This window comes from Massilia sp. Bi118 (assembly GCF_918697865.1).
Taxonomy (GTDB): domain Bacteria; phylum Pseudomonadota; class Gammaproteobacteria; order Burkholderiales; family Burkholderiaceae_D; genus Telluria.
In genome coordinates, this window is record NZ_CAKKMV010000008.1 from 106,606 (window position 1) to 127,520 (window position 20,915).

Consider the following 20,915-nt stretch of genomic DNA (forward strand, 5'->3'; position numbering starts at 1 on the left):
TCAGGCGGTTTCGAACGGAATCGACATCGTGACGACGAAGCCGGCGCCCGGCGCGGTATCGATCTGCAGCGCGCCGCGCGGACCGTACTCGAGCTGCAGGCGGCGTTCGACGGTGCGGATGCCCAGGCCGTTCGACTGCCTGACGCCGGCGAGGTCGGCGCCGGGGCCGTCGTCGCCGACGGTCATGGTCAGGGACTGCGCCGCATCGTCGACGCGGGTGCGGATGCGCAGCAGGCCCGGGCGGCTGTGCGGATTGAAGGCGTGCTTGATGCTGTTCTCGACCAGCGGCTGCAGCGAGAGCGCGGGCAGTGGCAGGCCGGCGGCCTCCATGTCGAGTTCCCATTCGATCTTCAGGCGCGGGCCGAGGCGCAGGCTCTCCAGCTCGAGGTAGTTACGCACGAAGCGCAGCTCGTCTTCGAGGGTGACGCGGTCGCTGCCGCTCTTTTCGGTGTCGAGCACGTAGCGCAGCATGTCGGAGAACTGGAAGAGGGCGGTCTCCGCGGCTTCGGGATTGCGGCGCGTCAGCGCGATGATGGAGTGCAGGGTGTTGAACAGGAAGTGCGGGTTCAGCTTGTTGCGCAGGGCGTTCAGCTCGGAGGCGACGAGCAGGGTCTGGGCCTGCTGGATGGCGAGGGCCTGGCGCTGCCGGGCATGGTTCACGCGCACCAGATGGAACATGGTGGCGATCACCCCATAGCTCATCATGCCATACAGGACGGGCCAGACGTACCAGGACAGCGCCTGCTTCAATCCGGTCACCAGGAACAGCAGGGCATAGGAACCGATGGCGTAGAAACAGGCATTGAACGCATGTAGCAGGAATTCCAGCACGGGCACAGGGCGCTTGCGCTCCAGCCAGCCGCTCAGCGGCCACAGCAGGGCAAGGATGCATGCCTGCGGTGCAGTCCACATGGCCTGGCCGATCACGGCCCAATTGAAACGGCCGGCGCGCAAATCGTCGACTTGCAGCGCCATGATCAGCAGGCACAGGTAGGCAAACCAGCCGAGGGCATACAGGCGCCACATGCGGCCGGTCGGGATAGCGTGATGTGTGGTGAGTTCCATAACAGAAAGTATGGCGCAGAATCCCGGCCATAGCGATGGCCATGACGCCAACTGCGAATTTCGTGCAACGAATTGCGGGATCGGAACGCGGGGCATTGGCGCGCAGCAGCTTCGGTCCCGGTGCTATATTCGGCTTGTACTGCGTGATTCACAGCGGGGCAAGCGGGGAGCTCGATGGCTGAGGCAAGCGGCGGCGACATGCGCGCTTTTCTGCGCGAACACAATATCCACGAGGTCGAGTGCGTCATCGCGGACATGACCGGCATCGCCCGCGGCAAGATCCTCCCCAAAGACCTGTTCCTGTCCGGCGAGCACATGCGCCTGCCAAAAAGCGTGCTGCTGAACACCGTCCACGGCGAGCAGCCGAACAACATGCCTTACGTCGGACCGATGGACCCCGACATGGTCTGCGTGCCGGACCCGGCGACGATCCGCGTCGTTCCCTGGGCCACCGAACGGGTCGCCTGTGTGATCCACGATTGCCAGAACTTCGACGGCAGCCCGGTGGCGCTGGCGCCGCGCTCGGTGCTGCGGCGCGTGCTGGAAAAGTACCGCGAGCGCGGCTGGAAGCCGGTGGTGGCGCCCGAGATGGAGTTCTACCTGGTCGCGCGCAACCTCAATCCGCACGAGCCCCTGAGCCCGCCGACCGGCCGCAGCGGCTTTACGGAGCAGGGCAGGCAGTCCTACTCGATCGACGCCGTCAACGACTTCGATCCCTTCTTTCTGGAACTGTCGGCCTTCTGCAAGCAGCACGAACTGGGCGTCGAGACGCTCATTCACGAAGCCGGCGCCGGCCAGATGGAAATCAATTTCACGCACGGCGATGCGCTCGAGCTGGCCGACCGCGTCTTCCTGTTCAAGCGCGCCGTGCGCGAGACGGCGCTGCGGCACGGCATCTTCGCCACCTTCATGGCCAAGCCCATGGAGACCGAGCCGGGCAGCGCCATGCACGTGCACCAGAGCGTGGTAGAGCTTGCTAGTGGACGCAATATCTTCTCGAACGAGGATGGCAGCGAAAGCACGCTGTTCCGACAATTCATCGGCGGGCTGGAAAAATACGTGCCGCCAGCGACCTTATTGTTCGCGCCCCATGTAAATTCTTTCAGGCGGCTGTCGCGCTTCCAGTCAGCGCCGATGAACGTGCACTGGGGCTACGACAACCGCACCTGCGGCATCCGCGTGCCGAACTCCACGCCGCTCAACCGCCGGGTCGAGAACCGCGTGCCGGGCGTGGACGTGAATCCCTACCTGGCAATGGCAGCGACCCTGGCTTGCGGCTGGCTGGGCATGACGGAAGGCTTGCAGCCCGCGCCGCCGACGGCGGAAAGTGCGGAGCACGTGCATGGCGAACTGCCGCGGAACCTTGAGGATGCGATCCTGCAGCTGCGTGGCTGCCCGGCGCTGGCGGAAATGCTGGGGCCCTTGTTCGTGGAGGCGTTTTGCGAGGTGAAGGAGCTGGAGTTTGCGACGTTTTCGCGGGTGATCAGCAGTTGGGAGCGGGAGCATTTGATGCTGCTGGTGTAGTTGGCTCGTCGTTCCCGCGCAGGCGGGAACCCAAGTTCGTCGCGGACAAATAGCATGTGCTAACGAGTTGCACGCAAACTTGGATTCCCGCCTTCGCGGGAATGACGGGGGTTATACGCAAGGCAGCGTGATGGTCAACCGGGTATGCCCATCCCCAGTATCCATCTCCGCCCCACCCCCCTGCACCTCGGCCATCAAACGAATCGAATACGTGCCGAGCCCCGATCCATCTTCCTTATCGGCGGTCGCATACTTCTCGAAGAAGCGTCCGCGCATGGTCAACGGCACTTCTCCCTCGTTGTCGATCACCACGTGCAGGCTGCCGTAGCCCGGCGAGACGTCGACCTTGATGACGCCGCCTTCCGGCGAGGCCTCGGCCGCGTTCTTGAAGGCGTTCGAGAACATTGAGTAGCACAGCAGCGGTTCGCCCAGGCAGATGGTGTCGCTGGGTGCGGCAAAGCGGATGTCGATTTCATTGGGCGCGAAGGCGAGGCGGGTCTGCTGGGCCACGCGCTCGAGCAGGGCTTTGATGTCGAAGCCCTGCAGCGCCGGCTGGTACTCGCCCTTTTCCATGCGGTAGATGTCGAGCGTGCGGTTGATCATCTCGAGGGCGTTGTTGGCCGCCATCTCGATCATGCGCGCGTGCTCGCGCTGGCTGTCGGTCAGCTCGGAATCCTGCAAGGCCTGGCTGCCGTGCAGGGCCACGGCCAGCGGGCTTTTCAGGTCGTGGCGGGTCATGCGCTCGACGTCTTCGCGCAGGTGGGCGTTCTCCACCAGCAGCGCGTTCTGGCGCTGCAGGTCGGCGGTGGCCGCGGCCAGCGTCAGGTGGGTCGCGATGCGCGCTTTCAGGATGGTCGGGTCGGCCGGTTTCGATACGTAGTCGACCGCGCCCAGGCGCAGGCCGCCGACCACGTCGTCGACGGCATCCTTCGCCGACAGGAAGATGATCGGGATGCCGGCCGTCTTCGGGTTTGCCTTCAGCTCGCGGCAGGTTTCGAAGCCATCCATCACCGGCATCATGATGTCGAGCAGGATCAGGTCGACCTGGAAGCTGTTGGCGATCTCGATCGCCTTGCGGCCGCTGATGGCCACCTTGATCGCGTACTCGTCCTTCAGCGCGCCGGCCAGGATCTCGATATTCGTCGGCACGTCGTCGACGATCAGCACCGTGCTTTTCTTGATGCGCTCCGCCAGCGGCTGCTGCAGGCCGATCACGTGGGCGCCGGTATCGAGCGGCGGGGTAAGCGGGGTGGGCGCGCTTGCGGCGGGCGCAGGGGCCGGCGCCGGTGCAGCGGCAGGTTTCGCGGGCGCGGCCGCGCGCTGGAAAGGCGAAGCAGGCGGCGCCGAGGGCGAGCCGATCATCGCCATGAATTTGCTGGCGAAGCTGTGCACCGTGAAGGGCTTGATCATGTAGGCGCTGACGCCCGCCTGCAACGCGCTGCGCACCGAGGCCGGGTTCGATTCGGCGGTCAGCATCATGTACGGGGTCCTGGCGTAGCGCGAGTCCTTGCGCATCCAGCCCAGCAGCTCGAGGCCGCTCATGATCGGCATGCTCCAGTCGCCGATCACGATGTCGATCGCTTGCTTCCGCATCAGGTCCTGCGCGGTTTTGCCGTTCTCGGCCTGGAAGATGTTGATGAAGCCGAGTTCCGTGAGCACCTGGCGCACTGCGGTGCGGATCAGCAGGTAGTCGTCGACGATCAGGATAGAGGCGGACTTGTCCATGATTTTTATATCTTTTTCTATTGGCCGAGTGTAACAACGAATACGTTCTCAACCAACTGGCAAGGCGGAATTTGTTGTCAATATGCATGCAGAATACGCATGTTCATGCTGGAACTGTGCTTGTATATGCTGGTTTATGCGTAAACGTGTAAAATGGCGCCTCGAACAAGCGAGGACAGGCATGCAGCTAGCGGAAGAGCGTCGGCAACAAATCGTCGACATGGTGGACCAACAGGGCAAGGTGCTGGCCGCCGAGCTGGCGCTGCGTTTCCAGACCTCCGAGGATACGATCCGGCGCGACCTGCGCGAGCTGGACGCTGCCGGCCTGCTGCGCCGCGTGCATGGCGGCGCGATGCGGCGTACACGCGCCGAGCCCAGCTTCGGCCAGCGCGTCGACGATGCCGGCGCCCGCAAGGCGATGCTGGCCCAGGCGCTGTGCGAGGCCGTGCGTCCCGGGGACACCGTGCTGGTCGACGCCGGTACTACCAACCTGGCCTTCTCCCGCCTGCTCGAAGACGGCCGCGCCGCCACCGTCATCACCAACAGCCCGCAGATCGCGCTGGCGCTGGGCGAGCTGCGCAAGACCAAGGTCATCCTGCTGGGCGGGATCTATGCCGGCCACGCCGGCGCCGTGCTGGGCGCGCAGACCGTCGATGAAATCCGCAGGCTGCGCGTGAACCTGGCCGTGGTCGGCGTCTGCAGCGTCGAAGCCGACCGCGGGCTGGGCGCGAGCGACGCCGAGGAAGCCGCCGTCAAGCAGGCCATGCTGGCCGCCGCCAGCCGGCGCGTGGTCGCGGTGCTCAACGAGCGCCTGGAGGCGCCGGCGCCCTTCCTGATCGCGCCCCTGGGCGAAGTCGACCAGCTGGTGCTGGAAGCCGCCTGCCCGCCCGAGGTGCTGGAGCGCTTGCGCCAGCTCGACCCCACCCCCGACATCAAGTTCGCAGCGAAAGTGAAACCATGAAACCGGCCGAGAATCTCCAGCCAGCCAGCACCGGCGCCGTCAACAAGGCGCGCTGGGCCATCTCCACCATCTTCCTGCTGAACGGCGCCGGCATCGGCCTGTGGGCCGCCCACGTGCCGCTGGTGCAGGCGCACGCCGGCATCGATACCGGCGTGCTCGGCCTGCTGCTGCTGACCATCGCCGGCGGCGCCATCGCGGCGATGCCCTTGGCGGGCTGGCTCGCGGGGCGCTGGGGCACGCGCACGGTGGCCCTGGCCAGCGCCTTCCTGTTCTCCATCACGACGGCGGTGCTGATGAACGTCGATGGCCTGATGCCGCTGTTCCTGGCGGCCTTCGCCTTCGGCGCCAGCAACGGCGTGCTGGACGTGTCGATGAACGCCAACGCCAGCGAGGTCGAGACCGCGCGCGGCATCCCGACCATGTCCTCCTTCCACGGCTTCTTCAGCCTGGGAGGGCTGCTGGGTGCGGCGCTCGGTGGCCTCTTGATTGGCGCCGGCCTGGGCGACGGCCGCGGTGGGCTGATGGCGGGCGTGGTCATCGCGATTGTCGTCGCCTTGTGCACGCCCTTCGTATTGAACGTGGCGGCGGCAAAGCACGAGAGCCCGCAGCAAAGTCACTTCGCACTACCGCGCGGACCGGCGCTGTTCCTCGGTTTGCTTGGCCTGCTGTGCTTCGCGGTCGAGGGCGCGCTGGTCGACTGGAGCGCGCTGCTGCTGACCGAGCGGACGAAGGCCGATCCGGCGTCCGCAGCCTTCGGCTATTCGGCCTTCTCGGTGGCGATGGCGGCCTGCCGCTTCGCGGGCGACCGCCTGGTGCTGCGCTTCGGCCCGATGCGGGTGATGGTGGCGGGCGGCATGGGCATGTTCTGCGGCCTGATGCTGGCGGTGCTGAGCACCCACTTCGTGCTGTCGGCCTGCGGCTTTGCGCTGATCGGCCTGTCGGCGGCGAACGTGGTGCCGCTGATCTTCTCGGCCGCCGCACGCACGCCGGGCATGTCGGCCGGCGGCGGGCTGGCGACGGTGGCGACGCTGGGTTATGCGGGGCTGCTGCTGGCGCCGCCCTTGATCGGGTCGGTGGCGGCGCATACGAATATCGCGGTGGCGCTGGGGATCTTGTCGGTGTCGGGCATTGTGATCGCGGCGAATGCCAGGATCGTAAAACGGTGATGTGGGACGTGGGCACCCCGTGCCCACGCAGCAAACCTACCGGTATTCCCGCAACACGGTATAACCGCTACCATCCCCCGTCTTCGATTCCACTAATGTGTAATGATCGACCTGCCAATCGATCACCGGCCCGTTCGCAGGAATCTCCACCCGGCCAGCCCGCCGCGCCATGGTCACATGCGGCCGATAATCCCGCGTCTCCGGTTGCAGCCCCACGCCAGGCAAGGCCGCCGACAAGGCCGCATGCAAATCGAGAAGCGCCGAAGGCACCACGGAAGGGGAAAGCACCGCAATCCCGTTATGCCACAACGCGGCCACGCCCAGCTGCAGCTGGAACGGCGACATCGGTACGGCCAGGCCATCCAGCAGTGCAGGCAGTGAATCGCCGGGCTGGTTGCCGAGGAAGTGCAAAGTCATGTGCAGCTTGCCGGTATGGACCGGCGAAGCGCCGCGCGGCCAGTTCCACAAGTCGCGCCATTCGCGCAGCTGCTCGCGCACGGCCGCATCAGGCCACAGGGCCAGGAAGAGTCGGGTGGACGAAGCGGTCTCCATGGCCACCCTCCGCCTGTCAGAAGCAGTGTTCCGGCGCCGGGAAGCTGCCGTCCTTCACCGCCGTCACATAGGCCGACACCGCGGCGTCGATGCTGGTTTGTCCCTCCATGAAGTTCTTCACGAAGCGCGCCTTGCGGCCCGGGAAAACGCCCAGCAGGTCGTGCATCACCAGCACCTGGCCGCTGCAATCCGGACCGGCGCCGATGCCGATGGTCGGCACCTGCAGCATCTCCGTCACTTCCTTGCCCAGCGCCGCCGGCACCGCTTCCAGCAGCACGATGGCCGCGCCGGCATCCTGCAGCGCTTGCGCATCGCGCTTGAGCTGGTCGGCGCCTTCGCTGGTCTTGCCCTGCACCTTGTAGCCGCCCAGCTGGTGGACGAATTGCGGGGTCAGGCCGATATGGGCGCACACCGGAATGCCGCGCTCGACCAGGAAGCGTACGGTCTCGGCCAGCCAGGCGCCGCCTTCGATCTTGATCATCTGGGCGCCGGCGCGCATCAGGGTCGCGCAGCTGTCGTAGGCCTGCTCCCTGGTGCCGTAGCTGCCGAAAGGCAGGTCGGCCAGCACCAGCGCATTCTTGCGGCCGCGGACCACGGAGGCCGTGTGGTAGGCGACATCGGCAACCGTCACCGGCAGGGTCGAATCGTAGCCTGCGCAGACCATGCCGAGCGAGTCGCCAATCAGCAGGATTTCGACGCCGCAGCGGTCCATCAGCGAAGCGAAGCTGGCGTCATAGCAGGTGAGCATGGCGATCTTCTGGCCGGCCGCGCGCATCGCGCGCAGCGACGGAATGGTCACGGCCATCGGGACTGGTTTCGCCGGGGCCGCAACGGGCGCCTGCGCTCCATTGTCCGCGCCCTGTGCCGCCATGTCCTTGCCCTGCAAATATCCGCTCATCGTTTTTCCTTTGCTATTCATGAAAAAGCCGTCGGGAGTGTGCACCGACGGCGTAGTGTAATACCAGGACAGGATTCCTGCCGGGAGGGGATTAGAGCATGCCCTCAGCCCCGGAAAATGAAGTAGACCGCACCGCACATGCACAGCGCCGCCCACACGTAGTCCAGCTTGAACGGCTGGTCCATGTACAGCATCGCGAAGGGCACGAACACAGACAGGGTGATTACTTCCTGCAGGATTTTCAGCTGGGCCAGGCTGTACTGGCCGGCGCCGATGCGGTTGGCCGGCACCTGCAGCAGGTATTCGAACAGCGCGATCCCCCAGCTGATGAGGGCCGCCACATACCAGGCCTTGTTCGACAGGTTCTTCAGGTGGCCGTACCAGGCGAAGGTCATGAAGACGTTCGACAGGATCAGCAGGCCGGTGGTCTGGAGGATGACGGGAATCTGCATGGCTTACATTCTTTCGATAGCCTGGTCCGCCACACCGGGCAGCAGCTCGGCCACGCGGCCGCGGCCGGGAATCACCAGCCCCGGCGCCAGCTCGGCCAGCGGCGCCAGCACGAAGGCGCGCTCGTGCATGCGCGGGTGAGGGACAGTCAAGGAGGGCGCATCGGCGATGAGCTCATCGTCATACAGCAGCAGGTCGAGGTCGAGCGTGCGCGGGGCATTGTGGTAGGGGCGTTCGCGGCCGTGGGCCTGCTCGATTTCGTGCAGCGCGGCCAGCAAGCCACGGGGGCTGAGCGAAGTGTCGACTTCGGCCACCGCGTTGACGTAATCGTCGCCCGAGGAATCGATGGGTGCGGTGCGGTATAGCGAGGACGCGCGCAGCAGGCGCACGCCCGGCACCCAGGCCAGGCGGTCCAGCGCGTCGAGGACGTTCGCATGCGCGTCGCCCAGGTTGGCGCCGATGCCGACCCAGGCGCTCATTCGCCGTCCGGACCCGATGCGGCTTGCTGCGCGCCCGAATCCAGCTGGCCCGCGCCCTCGTCGCCGGTCTTGCGCGGACCGCGGCGGCGCGGGCGCTTCTTCTTGTCGGCGCCGGCCGGTTCGCGGGCGCTGTTGATCAGGCGTTCGCGCTCGGCGATGTCGCCGGCATAGAAGGTGGCCCACCAGTTGCCCAGTTCCGCATCGAGCTCGCCCGATTCGCAGCGCAGCAGCAGGAAGTCGAAGCCGGCGCGGAAGCGCGGGTGCTCCAGCAGTTTATACGGTGCCTTGCCGGTGCGGCGTTCGAAGCGCGGCTGCATGGCCCAGATGTCGCGCATGTCGGTGGCGATGCGGCGCTGCAGGGCCAGCGAGTCGGTCTGGTTGTCGAGCACGTCGTCGGCGGCCAGGTGCAGGGCCGGGATCGGCGCTTCGTTGGCGGCGCGGTAGGCGTTCCACTTTTCCAGCACCTGGTGCCACAGCAGGGAGGCGAACAGGAAGCCGGCCGAGACGCCCTTGCCGGCGCGGACGCGGGCGTCGGTCGATTCCAGCGCCAGGGTCACGAACTTCATGCCGATCGGCTGTTCCAGCACCACGTCCAGCAGCGGCAGCAGGCCGTGGTGCAGGCCGGCGGCGCGCAGCTCCTTGAGGCAGGCCAGCGAGTGGCCGGACTGCAGCAGCTTCAGCATCTCGTCGAACACGCGCGCGGCCGGCACGTTGTTGATCAGCGGGGCCATCACCGGAATCGGGGCGCGAGTGGCTGGCTCGATCGTGAACTGCAGCTTGGCCGCAAAGCGCACCACGCGCAGCATGCGCACCGGGTCTTCGCGGTAGCGCGCTTCCGGCTGGCCGATGATGCGCAGGATTTTGGCGCGGATGTCCTCGATGCCGCCGTGGTAGTCGAGCACCGACTGCGTGGCCGGGTCGTAGTACATGGCGTTGATGGTGAAGTCGCGCCGCTCGGCGTCTTCGTGCTGGGGGCCGAAGTTATTGTCGCGCAGGACCCGGCCGTGTTCGTCCTTGGGGGCGTTGTTGTTGACGGCGTTGCCGCGGAAGGTGGTCACCTCCAGCAGCTCCTGGCCGAACATCACGTGCACGATCTGGAAGCGGCGGCCGATGATGAAGGCGCGGCGGAACAGCTTTTTCACTTCTTCCGGCGTGGCGTCGGTGGCGATGTCGAAGTCTTTCGGCTTCACGCCCAGCAGCAGGTCGCGCACGGCGCCGCCGACCACGAAGGCCTTGAAGCCGGCTTCCTGCAGGGTCTGGGTGACGCGCACCGCGTTGGGAGAGAGCAGCTTCGGGTCGATGCCATGCTCTTCAGCGCCGAGGATCACGGGCTGGGTGGGGTCGCGCTCGTCTTTCACGCCAAGGATCTTGCGGATGAATTTTTTAATCATTGAACAGATGGAGTAAAGGCCAGCCGTGGGTGCTTGCGTGTTGGGCCAGTTTGGCGCTCGGGTTGGTCGCCACCGGGTGCGAGACGACGGACAGCAGCGGGATATCGTTGTGCGAATCGCTGTAGAAGTAACTACGCTCGAAGCCGCCGAAGGGTTTGCCGAGCCCCTCCAGCCAGGCGTGCATGTGCACGACCTTGCCATGGCCCTGGGTCGGGGTGCCGAGCAGTTTGCCGGTCGGGTGGCCACGTTCGTCCAGGTGCGGGCGTGCCGCGATCAGGTGCTCCACCTTCAGCGCGCGCGCGATCGGCGCCGTCAGCCAGCCGTTGGTGGCGGTGATGATGGCCACCAGGTCGCCGGCGTCGAGGTGGCGCTTCAGCAGGTCCACCGCCTGCGGCTTGATGGCCGGTTCGATCACGTCGCGCATGTACTGCGCGTGCAGGTCCTGCAAGTGGCCGGGCTCGAAGCCGGCCAGGGTGCCGAGGGCGAATTCCAGGTACTCGACCGGGTCGAGGGTGCCGGCCTGGTATTGGGCGAAGAATTCTTCGTTGCGGCGCTGGTAGGCGTCGCAGTCGACGACCTTGTTCCGCACCAGGAACTGGCCCCACTCGAAGTCGGAGTCGATCGGCAGCAGCGTATGGTCGAGGTCAAACAGCGCGAGATTGCTCATTCTTTTACATCGTTTTGCGGGTTTCCCTGCAGCAGCAGGTCACGCAACAGGGGCAGCGTGACCGGGCGCTGGGTCTCGAGCGAATACTGGTCGAGGGCGTCCAGCATGGTCGACAGGGAGCGCATGTCGCGCTTGAAATGGGATAGCAAATAGGGTAACACGCTGGCCGACAGCGTCAAACCGCGCGCCTCGGCGGCCTGGGTGAGGGCGGCGATCTTCTCGTCGTCCGACAGGCCGTGGATCTGGTACACCAGGCCCCACCCCATGCGGGTACGCAGGTCTTCGCGCACCGGCAGCACGGCCGGCGGCACCGGGCCCGCGCAGACCATGTAGGCGCCGTGCTCGCGCACCTGGTTGAACAGGGCGAAGGCGTCGATCTGGCGCTTGGGCGACAGGCGGTCGATGTCGTCGACCAGGTACAGGCTCACCTCAGGCGCGTAAGTGAACGCCTTGGCGCCGGCATCGAACGCGATGTAGCGCGATCCGGGCGTGGCGGCCAGGCCGTGCAGGATGTGGGTCTTGCCGGCGCCGGTTTCGGCCCACAAATAGCAGAAATGCTCGCGCGAGGCGCGTTGCGCGAACTGGTGCATCAAGTGCGCCATTTCGGCATTCGCTCCTATCTGGAAGGTGTCGAGGCTTTGCGCCGGGTCGGCCGCGCCTAAATCGAGCACCAGCTGTTTCATGGCTTGCATCTCATCCGGGCAGAGGGAAAAAAGGCATCTTCTTCTTGTTATTGCTAAAATAGCGGATTGACCAGTTGGCCGTTCCCGGCAGTGACGCGGGTGCGTTCAGTTGATTCACCGCTATCTATTTTACCGCCTCCGCTGCCAAATATCATGAGCCAACCGTCTAATGTTTCTCTCTCCTACCGCGATGCCGGTGTCGATATCGATGCCGGCGATGCCCTGGTCGAAGCGATCAAACCGTTTGCCAAGCGCACCATGCGCGAAGGAGTGCTCGGCGGCATCGGTGGTTTCGGCGGCCTGTTCGAAATCAGCAAGAAGTACAAGGAACCGGTCCTGGTGTCCGGCACCGATGGCGTCGGCACCAAGCTGCGCCTGGCTTTCGAGCTGAATCGCCATGACACGGTCGGCATCGACCTGGTCGCCATGAGCGTCAACGACATCCTGGTGCAGGGCGCCGAGCCGCTGTTCTTCCTCGACTACTTCGCCTGCGGCAAGCTGGACGTCGCCACCGCCACCGCCGTCGTCAAGGGCATTGCCCTGGGCTGCGAACAGTCCGGCTGCGCCCTGCTGGGCGGCGAAACCGCCGAAATGCCGGGCATGTACCCGGACGGCGAATACGACCTGGCGGGCTTCGCCGTCGGCGCCGTGGAAAAATCGCAGATCATCGACGGCTCTAAAATCACCCCGGGCGACGTCGTGCTGGGCCTGGCATCCTCGGGCATCCACTCGAACGGCTATTCGCTGGTGCGCAAGATCATCGAAGTCGCCAAGCCGGACCTGGACGCCGACTTCCACGGCCGCAAGCTGGCCGATGTCCTGATGGCGCCGACCCGCCTCTACGTCAAGCCGCTGCTGGCCCTGATGCAGGCTATGGAAGTGAAGGGCCTGGTGCACATCACCGGCGGCGGCCTGGTCGAGAACATCCCGCGCGTGCTGCAGGATGGCCTGACCGCCGTGCTGGACAGCAAATCGTGGACCATGCCGCCGCTGTTCCAGTGGCTGCAGCAGCATGGCGGCGTGGCCGACGCCGAGATGCACCGCGTGTTCAACTGCGGCATCGGCATGACCGTGATCGTGGCGAAAGAGAATGCGGACGCGGCCATGGCCCAGCTGCAGGCGGCCGGCGAGACCGTCTACCGCATCGGCGAAATCCGCGCCCGCGCCGAGGGCGAGGCCCAGACCATCGTCAACTGACTCTGGAAACAGGCGCGTGACAGCGACGCAGCCGGTCTCGAACGAGGAACGCCTGCGCCGCGCCGGCCACCGCGGCGCGGTGGTCTGGATCACGGGCTTGTCCGGCGCGGGTAAGACCACCCTGGCGCTGGCCGCCGAGCGCGCCCTGTTCGAGCGCGGCTGCCGGGTCTTCGTGCTGGACGGCGACAAGGTCCGCAACGGCCTGTGCGCCGACCTCGGCTTCTCGCTGCCGGAGCGCTCCGAAAACATCCGCCGCATCGGCGAAGTCGCCCGCCTGTTTTACGAAGCGGGGCAGATCGTGCTGGTGTCGGCGATCTCCCCGCTGCAAGCCGACCGCGAACGGGCGCGCGCCCTGATTCCATCCCCGTATTTTCTCGAGGTGTATTGCCGCTGCCCGCTGGCCGTCTGCGAGCAGCGCGATCCCAAGGGCCTGTACCGCAAGGCGCGGGCCGGTTTGCTGCCGGAGTTCACCGGCATTTCCTCCCCCTACGAGGAACCATCGTCTCCGGAACTCATCGTCGACAGTACGACTTCCTCGGTGGACGAGGAAGTCGCCCGCCTGCTCGATGCCCTCGAGCGGAAGCAAATCCTCTCCGCGCTCGCCTGAATTGTTAAATTCCTGGACACCGGCGTATCGACTCCGGTTATGCAAGATGCGTAACCGTAAGTGGAATTGATGAGAATGCAAGCTGTGGCTAGATGGGGACACATTTAACGTAGTTGACGCAGGGCATTAACATTTCCAGGCAAATAGCACGGCTGAATATTGCCGTGCGGATACCTTTGCCTCACTATCGACGCTCCGGATTTCATCTGTCAGTCCGCCGTGCGCGGATGCGTCGACATGTCTCATACCATCTCCAGCTCCAATCGACAGTTTCATTTCATCTCAGGTTTGCCGCGCTCGGGTTCGACCCTGCTGTCGGGCATCCTCCTGCAGAATCCCCGCTTCCATGCCGGCATGACCAGCCCAGTGGGCGCGCTGTGCAGCGCCGTGCTGGGACAGCTCAGCGCCGGCAGCGAGTTCAGCCCTGTGGTGGCCAGCGACAAGCGCCGTGCCCTCGTGCGCGGTTTGTTCGATTCGTATTACGCCGACATCGACAAGGAAGTCGTGTTCGACACCAACCGTGCCTGGTGTGCCAAGCTGCCCATGGTGTTCGACCTGTTCCCGCAGGCGAAGGTCATTGCCTGCGTGCGCAACGTGGCCTGGGTCATGGACAGCTTCGAACGCATGGCCCGCGCCAACCCCTACGAACATACCAGGATGTTCAGCGGCTTGGGCGCGCGCGGCACCGTCTACAGCCGCGTGGAGCTGCTGGCCCAGCACGACCAGGCCGTCGGTTCGGCGTGGACCGCGCTGCGCGAAGCGTTTTATGGCGAGCATGCCAAGTCGCTGCTGCTGGTCGACTACGACCTGCTGACGCGCGCGCCGGCCAGGGTCATGTCCCTGGTCTATGACTTCCTGGGCGAGCCGCACTTCGAGCACGACTTCGACAATGTCGAGTATTCGGCCGAGGAGTTCGACCAGCAGCTCGGCATGCCGGGCCTGCACACGCTCAAGGCGCAGGTGCGGCATAGCGTCCGCCGCACCATCCTGCCGCCCGACCTGTTCGACAAATACAGCCAGATGTCCTTCTGGGCCGACGCCGCCGGCAGCGCCGCGAACGTCATCACCGCCCAACCCGTTTCACCGACCGCATAAAGAAAATCACGCATGACCACTCCAGGCTACGGCGCCGACCTCGGCGCGCTCACCATCTCCACGTCCACCACGAACACGCAGGCTGGCCAGGACACCGGCATCGCCCCGGCGAACCTGGCGATCGCCAGCGCGGCGCGCACCGAGATCGTCTTCATCGAAGACAATATCGCCGATTACCAGACCATCGCCAGCCAGGCCGGCGCCGGCCGCGAAGTCGTCATCCTCGATTCGCGCGCCGACGGCCTGCAGCAGATCGCGTCCGCCCTGGCGGGACGCAGCAATGTCGACGCCGTGCACATCGTGTCGCACGGCGCCGCCGGCTCGCTGAACTTCGGCGCGCTCACGCTCGACCAGTCGACCCTGTCCGAACACAACACCGAACTGCAGGCCATCGGCCGCAGCCTGGCGCCGAACGGCGACATCCTGCTGTACGGCTGCGATGTCGGCGCGGGCAGCGGCAGCAGCTTCGTGAACGACCTGGCGATCGCCACCGGCGCCGACGTGGCGGCCTCGAACGACTTGACCGGCAATACGGCGCTGGGCGGCGACTGGAACCTCGAAGTCACCAGCGGCGCCATCGAGACTGCCGGCATCGGCAATGGCGGGCTGGCGTCGGCCTTCGAGGGCACGCTGGCGCTGCCGTCGAGCTTCACCATCGATTTTGAAACGCTCGGCAATTTCACGGGCGACTGGTCGCACGATCTGTATTACAAATTGCCGCAAGATCCGAGTTACGAACTGCACGTTACGGGAACTTATTGGGCACAGATCGATACATCGCCAATGGGCGACACACATATCGTCAATTCCTATGGCTACGGCGGGAATACCGAGGTGTCGTTCACGGGTGGCCAACTATTCAACCTGTCATCGCTGAGGTTATTTGGCACGGGTAATAACTCGTTGAAGTTCGAAGCGGTGGGCAATGACAACAACGTCATTACCTCACGTACCTGGAACTACAACACTGATGGGCTGATCCTCAATTTCAACGGTTTCACCGACGTCAAGGTATTGCGAGTGACGTCGAACGACGGCAGTCCCTTCACGTTCTTCATGTTCGACGACATGGCGATCAACAACGTCCATCCTTTCGTCGCCGCCGACACCACCCCGCCCGCCGTGCCGCCGGCGCCGGCATTTGCCATCGACAACGACACCGGCAGCAGCGCAAGCGACGGCATCACCAAGCTGTCGAGTCCGACCTTCAAGGGCACGGCCGAAGCCGGCTCCACGGTCCAGCTGTACGACACCGACAAGGTCACGGTGCTCGGCTCGGTCACGGCCGACGGCGCCGGCAACTGGTCGATCACGCCGACCAACCCGATGGGCAGCGGTTCGCACGCGCTCAGCGTCACCGCCACCGACGCGGCCAACAACACCAGCGGCTTCTCCGCCACCCTGGCCGTCACGATCGACACCACGGCGCCGGCCAAGCCCGGCACGCCGGCGCTGGATGCCGGCAGCAACAGCGGCCTGCCCGGCGACGGCATCACGAACGACGCTACCCCCACCGTCAGCGGCACCGCAGACGCCGGCGCCACGGTCAAGCTGTATGACAGCAACGGCACCACCGAACTCGGTTCCATCGTGGCCGACAACAGCGGCCACTGGTCGATCACGGCCACGACCCTGTCGCCCGGCGCGCACACCCTGACGGTCAAGGCGACTGACACGGCGGGCAACACGAGCGTCGCGTCGGATGCGCTCAACCTCACCATCGACACCACCGCCCCGGCGGCGCCGTCGCAGCCCGACCTGAAGGCGGCCTCGGACAGCGGCGTGTCCGACAGCGACGACATCACCGGCAGCACCATGCCGACCTTCACCGGCACCGCGGAGAGCGGCGCGACCGTCAGGCTGTACGACGGCGCCACCGAGATCGGCTCGGCGGTCGCCACCGGCGGCGCCTGGACCATCACCAGCACGACCCTGGGCGCGGGCAGCCACATCGTCAGCGCCGTCGCCAGCGATGCCGCCGGCAACGTGGGCACGCCGTCCACGGGCCTGACGGTGCAGGTCATCACCGATGCGCCGGCCACCACCGTGGCCGGCATCGCCATCTCGAACGACAGCGGCGTGCCTGCCGACTACCTTACCAATGCCGCATCCCAGACCGTCTCCGGCACGCTGAGCGCGGTCCTGGCGGCGGGCGAGCGGGTCCAGGTGTCGGCCGACGGCGGCGCGAACTGGATCACCGCCAGCGCCAGCGTCGGGGACGACCACTGGTCGGCAAGTCTCACCCTGCTGGACGGCGCCCACGACCTGCAGGCGCGCGTGGTCAACGCGGTCGACAACGGCGGCCCGGCCGCTGTCCAGTCCTACACCCTCGACACGGCCGCGCCGGCCCTGACGATCACGAGCGATGCCAGCCAGCTGAAGATCGGCCAGAGCGCGACCATCACTTTCACCTTCAGCGAGGATCCGGGCGCAAGCTTCAGCGCCGCCGATGTCAGCGTCAGCGGCGGCACGCTCGGTCCGATCGCCGGCAGCGGCCTGACCCGCAGCGCGACCTTCACCCCGTCGGCCGATACCGACGGCGGCGTGGCTGCCATTACCGTGGCCGGCGCTTCCTATGCCGACAAGGCAGGCAACGCAGGCACGGCCGGCCTGGCGCCGTCGCTGCACTTCGACACCCTGGCGCCGGCGGCGCCGCCGGCCCCCGTGCTCGATGCCGGCAGCGACAAGGGCTTCTCCAGCAGCGACGCGCTGACCAACGACACCACGCCCACCTTCACCGGCACGGCGGAGAACGGCGCGACGGTCAGGCTGTACGACGGCGCCACCGAGATCGGCTCGGCGGTCGCCACCGGCGGCGCCTGGACCATTACCGGCAACACGCTGGCGGCGGGCACCCATGCGATCACCGCCACGGCCACCGACGCCGCCGGCAATACCGGCGCCGCAAGCGCGGCCGCCACGCTCACGATCGACAGCACCGCGCCGACGCTGGCCATCACCAGCGACGTGCAGCAGCTGAAAGCCGGCGAAAGCGCAAACATCACCTTCACCTTCAGCGAAGATCCGGGCGCCAGCTTCGGCGCGGCCGACGTCACGGTCAGCGGCGGCAGCCTGGGCGCGATCTCGGGCAGCGGCCTGACGCGCAGCGCGATCTTCACCCCGGCCGCCGGCATTGACAATGGGACCGCCGGCATCAGTGTCGCCGGCGGCAGCTACACCGATGCGGCCGGCAACGCAGGCGCGACCGGTTCGTCGCCGTCGCTGCACTTCGACACCAGCGCGCCGGCGGCGCCGTCGGCGCCGGACCTGGATGCGGGCAGCGACACCGGCAGCCTGGCCAGCGACGACATCACGGCCGACACCACGCCGACCTTCAGCGGCACCGCGGAAGCCGGCGCCACCGTGACCCTGTACGAGGGCGCGACGGTGCTGGGCAGCGCGGTCGCGCACAACGGCAGCTGGAGCATCACCAGCAGCCAGCTGGGCGAGGGCAGCCACACGATCAGCGCCCAGGCCACGGACGCGGCCGGGAACGCCGGCGCGATGTCGTCCGGCTTGACCGTGGGGATCGACACCAGCGCGCCGGCGACCACGATCGGCAACCTCGCGTTCTCGAACGACGGCGGCGCTTCCGGCGCCGACTTCATCACCAGCGTGGCGGCGCAGACCGTCAGCGGCTCGCTGAGCGCCGCGCTGGCGGCCGGCGAACGCGTCGAGGTCTCCTTCGATGGCGGCGCAAACTGGACCACCGCCCAGGTCAACGGCACCAGCTGGTCGCTCCCGGCGACGCTGGCGGCCGGCGCCCACACGCTGCAGGCGCGCGTGGCGGATGCGGTCGACAACACCGGCCCAGTGGCCAGCCAGGACTACGTGCTCGACACCGCCGCACCAGCGCTGGCGATCACCGGCAGCGCCAGCCAGCTGAAGATCGGCGAGCAGGCGACCATCACCTTCACCTTCAGCGAAGACCCGGGCGCCAGCTTCACGCTGGACGACGTCACGGTCAGCGGCGGCACGCTGGACGCGTTGTCCGGCAGCGGCCTGGTACGCACCGCCACCTTTACCCCGACCGCCGGCCTCGATGGCGGTGTGGCCGCCATCGGCGTGGCTGCGGGACTGTACATCGACGCGGCCGGCAACGGCGGCGGCACCGGCACGACGCCGGTGCTGCGCTTCGACACGCTGGCGCCGGGCGCTCCGGCCGCACCGGCGCTGGAAGGCGCCAGCGACAGCGGCGTCGCCGGCGACGGCATCACCGGCGACGCCACGCCCACCGTGCACGGCAGCGCCGAGGCGCTCGCCGCCGTGACCCTGTACGACAGCGACGGCAGCACCGTGCTGGGCACGGCAACAGCCAACGCCCAGGGCGCCTGGACCATCACCAGCGCCACGCTGGCCGACGGCAGCCATGCCCTGCGCGCCGTGCAGAGCGATGCCGCGGGCAACGCATCGGCACTGGGCGCCGCGCTGAATCTCACGATCGATACCGGCGCGGCTGCGCTGGCGGCGCCGGTACTGCTGGCCGCCAGCGACAGCGGCGCGGCAGGCGACGGCATCACCAAAGTGAGCACGCCGACCGTGAAGGGCAGCGCCGAAGCGCTCGCCCAGGTGACCCTGTACGACACTGATGGCCAGACCGTCCTCGGCGCTACGCAGGCCGGCGCCGACGGCAGCTGGAGCATCGCTTCGTCGGCGCTTGCCGATGGCGTGCATGCGCTGAGCGCGAAGCAGGTGGATGCCGCCGGCAACGTCTCCAGCGCCGGATCGGCCCTGTCGCTGACGATCGACACCGTCGCGCCGGCTGCGCCCGGCGTTCCCCGGCTGTCGGCGACGACCGATACCGGGCGAATCGGCGACGGCATCACCTTTGCCATTCCGCTGATGGAAGGCAGCGCGCAGGCGGATGCCCTGGTCACGGTGTACGACGGCCAGAACGCGGTAGGCAGCACCAGGGCGGACGCCCAGGGGCACTGGAGCCTCGAAGTGCGCGGCCTGCAGCTCGGCGCGCATGCGATCAATGCAACCCAGACCGACGCGGCCGGCAACGTGTCCGCCGCGAGCGCCAACTTCGCCTTGACGCTCCGCCCGGGCGCCGTGCAGATAGACGGGGTCGGCGTGACGACCGCGCCGACCGTGTTGCCGGGCGGCGCATCGGGCAGCCAGATCCAGGTCCCGGTCGTCAGCGCCGGTCGCGTCGATACGAGCGGCCAGGTCAGCACCGCCGACATCCCGCTGGTTACGTCCGGCAGCGGCAACCTGCTGGTAGCCCAGGTGGCCGAAGGCTACGGCCTGACCGCGACCGGCGGCGCCAACGCGGCCGTCGGCAGTGCAGCCACCTCGCTGAGCGCGGCAATCCAGGCGGCGACCCAGGCCAACAGCGCAAGCGACCAGGTCCACCTGACCGCCAATGCCTCGAACTTCCTGTCGAAGCTGGCCACCGGCGACTCGCTGCTGGTCCAGACCATCGAGCCGGTCAGCAGCACCGCGCCGGACGGCATGCTGACCCTCACCGGCAGCAGTGACAGCCAGCAGCACACCGCGCTGGTGATCCAGACCGCCGGCCTGGCGCAGGGCAGCACGATCGCGCTGCAGAACGTCGACTTTGCCGCGATCGTCGGCACGGCGAACGTGGTCGCGCAGGGCGGCGCGACGGTACTGAGCGGCGATGCCGCCAGCCAGCACTTCACGGTGGCTGCCAGCGGCGGCGCGCAAGTGTTCGCCGGCGGCGGCAGCGACACCATGAGCTTCGGCCTGCCCGCCTCCGTGAGCGCGAACGGCGTGGCGCGCGCCCAGTCCGCGTCGCCGGTGCAGGCCACGACGGTACTGCATGGCGGGACCGGGGACGACACCGCCGTGTTCAATGGCGCCCGCGCCGACTTCGACGTCGAGGCCCATAACGGCTATCTGGTCGTGAACAGCAAGGCCGCACCCGGCGCCAAGGCCATCGTGGTCAATGCCGAGCAGCTCCAGTTCAGCGACGCCACGATCCACGTCGACAACGGCGCAAGCATGTCGACGCTGGCGGCCCTGTACGAGGTGGCCCTGGGCCGCCAGGCCGACGTCTACGGCATCGAGTTCTGGGCCGACGTGGCCGACAGGGGCGTGAGCCTGGGCGAGATCGCCATCGGCATGATCGGATCGGCCGAGCGCACGGCCACCCACGACGGCTTCAACGGCAATGTCGAGCATGACATCGGCCTGTTGTATGCCGGCCTGTTCGACCGTAGCCCCGATGCCGAAGGTCTGGCGTACTGGTCGGCCGTGGCGCGCAATGGCGCTTCGCTGGACAAGATCGCCGACGGCATGATGCATTCGGCCGAGCTGGTCGGCCATCACGTCGCGCCGCTCGACTGGAATTTCATCCTGTAAAAGCGGTCGCGCCGCACTGCGATGCCAGGGCGTTCTTCGGAACGCCCTTTTATTTCCGGCATAGTGACAGGATTATTTGTGAATTCGAGTCACAAATAAATTTCACACCCGTCGAATCGGAGCAA

The 20,915-nt window shown here is 66.8% G+C and carries 16 protein-coding genes; 7 read left to right on the forward strand and 9 right to left on the reverse strand.

What is annotated here, in order from left to right; all coding sequences use genetic code 11:
• The gene (locus tag LQV39_RS13565) at positions 1-1,065 is read right to left on the reverse strand and encodes a sensor histidine kinase (RefSeq protein ID WP_230026509.1); all 1,065 of its coding nucleotides are present in this window, start codon (positions 1,063-1,065) and stop codon (positions 1-3) included.
• Positions 1,066-1,239: 174 nt separating this feature from the next.
• Here LQV39_RS13565 and LQV39_RS13570 point away from each other — a divergent pair, with 174 nt between their 5' ends.
• Positions 1,240-2,589: a glutamine synthetase family protein gene (locus LQV39_RS13570; protein WP_230026521.1), complete on the forward strand. Its 1,350-nt coding sequence runs from the start codon at positions 1,240-1,242 to the stop codon at positions 2,587-2,589.
• 111 nt (positions 2,590-2,700) lie between these two features.
• Here the strand turns inward: LQV39_RS13570 and LQV39_RS13575 are convergent, their stop codons facing one another.
• Positions 2,701-4,314: a response regulator gene (locus tag LQV39_RS13575; RefSeq protein ID WP_230026528.1), complete on the reverse strand. Its 1,614-nt coding sequence runs from the start codon at positions 4,312-4,314 to the stop codon at positions 2,701-2,703.
• Positions 4,315-4,495: 181 nt separating this feature from the next.
• Between LQV39_RS13575 and LQV39_RS13580 the strand changes: the two genes are divergently transcribed.
• Complete coding sequence (locus LQV39_RS13580; protein ID WP_230026535.1) at positions 4,496-5,275, forward strand: DeoR/GlpR family DNA-binding transcription regulator; 780 nt, start codon at positions 4,496-4,498, stop codon at positions 5,273-5,275.
• Complete coding sequence (locus LQV39_RS13585; protein ID WP_230026541.1) at positions 5,272-6,441, forward strand: MFS transporter; 1,170 nt, start codon at positions 5,272-5,274, stop codon at positions 6,439-6,441. Before LQV39_RS13580 ends, LQV39_RS13585 begins: the two co-directional genes overlap by 4 nt.
• A gap of 36 nt (positions 6,442-6,477) precedes the next feature.
• Here LQV39_RS13585 and thpR read toward each other — a convergent pair whose 3' ends face one another.
• From thpR to hda, 7 genes are all read right to left on the reverse strand, one after another.
• Positions 6,478-6,993 (reverse strand): RNA 2',3'-cyclic phosphodiesterase, encoded by a 516-nt coding sequence (gene thpR / locus LQV39_RS13590; RefSeq protein WP_230026548.1) that lies wholly within the window; start codon positions 6,991-6,993, stop codon positions 6,478-6,480.
• Positions 6,994-7,009: 16 nt separating this feature from the next.
• The gene (gene panB, locus LQV39_RS13595; RefSeq protein WP_230026552.1) at positions 7,010-7,891 is read right to left on the reverse strand and encodes a 3-methyl-2-oxobutanoate hydroxymethyltransferase; all 882 of its coding nucleotides are present in this window, start codon (positions 7,889-7,891) and stop codon (positions 7,010-7,012) included.
• A gap of 104 nt (positions 7,892-7,995) precedes the next feature.
• Entirely contained in the window at positions 7,996-8,343 is a 348-nt protein-coding gene (locus tag LQV39_RS13600) for a DMT family protein (protein ID WP_230026554.1), read from the reverse strand.
• A 3-nt stretch (positions 8,344-8,346) separates the two neighbouring features.
• On the reverse strand, positions 8,347-8,820 hold the full coding sequence (folK, locus tag LQV39_RS13605; RefSeq protein WP_230026556.1) for a 2-amino-4-hydroxy-6-hydroxymethyldihydropteridine diphosphokinase: 474 nt from the start codon (positions 8,818-8,820) through the stop codon (positions 8,347-8,349).
• A complete protein-coding gene (gene pcnB / locus LQV39_RS13610; RefSeq protein ID WP_230026559.1) occupies positions 8,817-10,211 on the reverse strand; it encodes a polynucleotide adenylyltransferase PcnB in 1,395 nt (464 codons plus the stop codon). Before pcnB ends, folK begins: the two co-directional genes overlap by 4 nt.
• Complete coding sequence (locus LQV39_RS13615) at positions 10,204-10,878, reverse strand: HAD family phosphatase (RefSeq protein WP_230026561.1); 675 nt, start codon at positions 10,876-10,878, stop codon at positions 10,204-10,206. The genes pcnB and LQV39_RS13615 overlap by 8 nt, the downstream gene beginning before the upstream one ends.
• Positions 10,875-11,561 (reverse strand): DnaA regulatory inactivator Hda, encoded by a 687-nt coding sequence (gene hda / locus LQV39_RS13620; RefSeq protein WP_230026563.1) that lies wholly within the window; start codon positions 11,559-11,561, stop codon positions 10,875-10,877. Before hda ends, LQV39_RS13615 begins: the two co-directional genes overlap by 4 nt.
• Before the next feature lie 153 nt (positions 11,562-11,714).
• Here hda and purM point away from each other — a divergent pair, with 153 nt between their 5' ends.
• The 4 genes from purM (at position 11,715) to LQV39_RS13640 (ending at position 20,790) form a co-directional block, all read left to right on the forward strand.
• Positions 11,715-12,758: a phosphoribosylformylglycinamidine cyclo-ligase gene (gene purM, locus LQV39_RS13625; RefSeq protein ID WP_230026565.1), complete on the forward strand. Its 1,044-nt coding sequence runs from the start codon at positions 11,715-11,717 to the stop codon at positions 12,756-12,758.
• Between the two features lie 16 nt (positions 12,759-12,774).
• Positions 12,775-13,365 carry an adenylyl-sulfate kinase gene (cysC, locus tag LQV39_RS13630; protein ID WP_230026567.1) on the forward strand — a complete coding sequence of 197 codons (591 nt, stop codon included), beginning with the start codon at positions 12,775-12,777 and terminating at the stop codon, positions 13,363-13,365.
• Positions 13,366-13,602: 237 nt separating this feature from the next.
• Positions 13,603-14,460, forward strand: coding sequence for a sulfotransferase (locus LQV39_RS13635; protein WP_230026569.1), 858 nt, complete (start codon positions 13,603-13,605; stop codon positions 14,458-14,460).
• A 12-nt stretch (positions 14,461-14,472) separates the two neighbouring features.
• Positions 14,473-20,790, forward strand: a complete 6,318-nt coding sequence (locus LQV39_RS13640) for an Ig-like domain-containing protein (protein ID WP_230026571.1) — start codon at positions 14,473-14,475, stop codon at positions 20,788-20,790.
• The last annotated feature ends 125 nt before the right edge of the window (positions 20,791-20,915 follow it).

Excerpts from the sequence above, each read along its gene's own strand:
- LQV39_RS13565 (WP_230026509.1), bottom strand. The coding sequence starts at position 1,065 with ATGGAACTCACCACACATCACGCTATCCCGACCGGCCGCATGTGGCGC.
- LQV39_RS13570 (WP_230026521.1), top strand. The coding sequence starts at position 1,240 with ATGGCTGAGGCAAGCGGCGGCGACATGCGCGCTTTTCTGCGCGAACAC.
- LQV39_RS13575 (WP_230026528.1), bottom strand. The coding sequence starts at position 4,314 with ATGGACAAGTCCGCCTCTATCCTGATCGTCGACGACTACCTGCTGATC.
- LQV39_RS13580 (WP_230026535.1), top strand. The coding sequence starts at position 4,496 with ATGCAGCTAGCGGAAGAGCGTCGGCAACAAATCGTCGACATGGTGGAC.
- LQV39_RS13585 (WP_230026541.1), top strand. The coding sequence starts at position 5,272 with ATGAAACCGGCCGAGAATCTCCAGCCAGCCAGCACCGGCGCCGTCAAC.
- thpR (WP_230026548.1), bottom strand. The coding sequence starts at position 6,993 with ATGGAGACCGCTTCGTCCACCCGACTCTTCCTGGCCCTGTGGCCTGAT.
- panB (WP_230026552.1), bottom strand. The coding sequence starts at position 7,891 with ATGAGCGGATATTTGCAGGGCAAGGACATGGCGGCACAGGGCGCGGAC.
- LQV39_RS13600 (WP_230026554.1), bottom strand. The coding sequence starts at position 8,343 with ATGCAGATTCCCGTCATCCTCCAGACCACCGGCCTGCTGATCCTGTCG.
- folK (WP_230026556.1), bottom strand. The coding sequence starts at position 8,820 with ATGAGCGCCTGGGTCGGCATCGGCGCCAACCTGGGCGACGCGCATGCG.
- pcnB (WP_230026559.1), bottom strand. The coding sequence starts at position 10,211 with ATGATTAAAAAATTCATCCGCAAGATCCTTGGCGTGAAAGACGAGCGC.
- LQV39_RS13615 (WP_230026561.1), bottom strand. The coding sequence starts at position 10,878 with ATGAGCAATCTCGCGCTGTTTGACCTCGACCATACGCTGCTGCCGATC.
- hda (WP_230026563.1), bottom strand. The coding sequence starts at position 11,561 with ATGAAACAGCTGGTGCTCGATTTAGGCGCGGCCGACCCGGCGCAAAGC.
- purM (WP_230026565.1), top strand. The coding sequence starts at position 11,715 with ATGAGCCAACCGTCTAATGTTTCTCTCTCCTACCGCGATGCCGGTGTC.
- LQV39_RS13635 (WP_230026569.1), top strand. The coding sequence starts at position 13,603 with ATGTCTCATACCATCTCCAGCTCCAATCGACAGTTTCATTTCATCTCA.
- LQV39_RS13640 (WP_230026571.1), top strand. The coding sequence starts at position 14,473 with ATGACCACTCCAGGCTACGGCGCCGACCTCGGCGCGCTCACCATCTCC.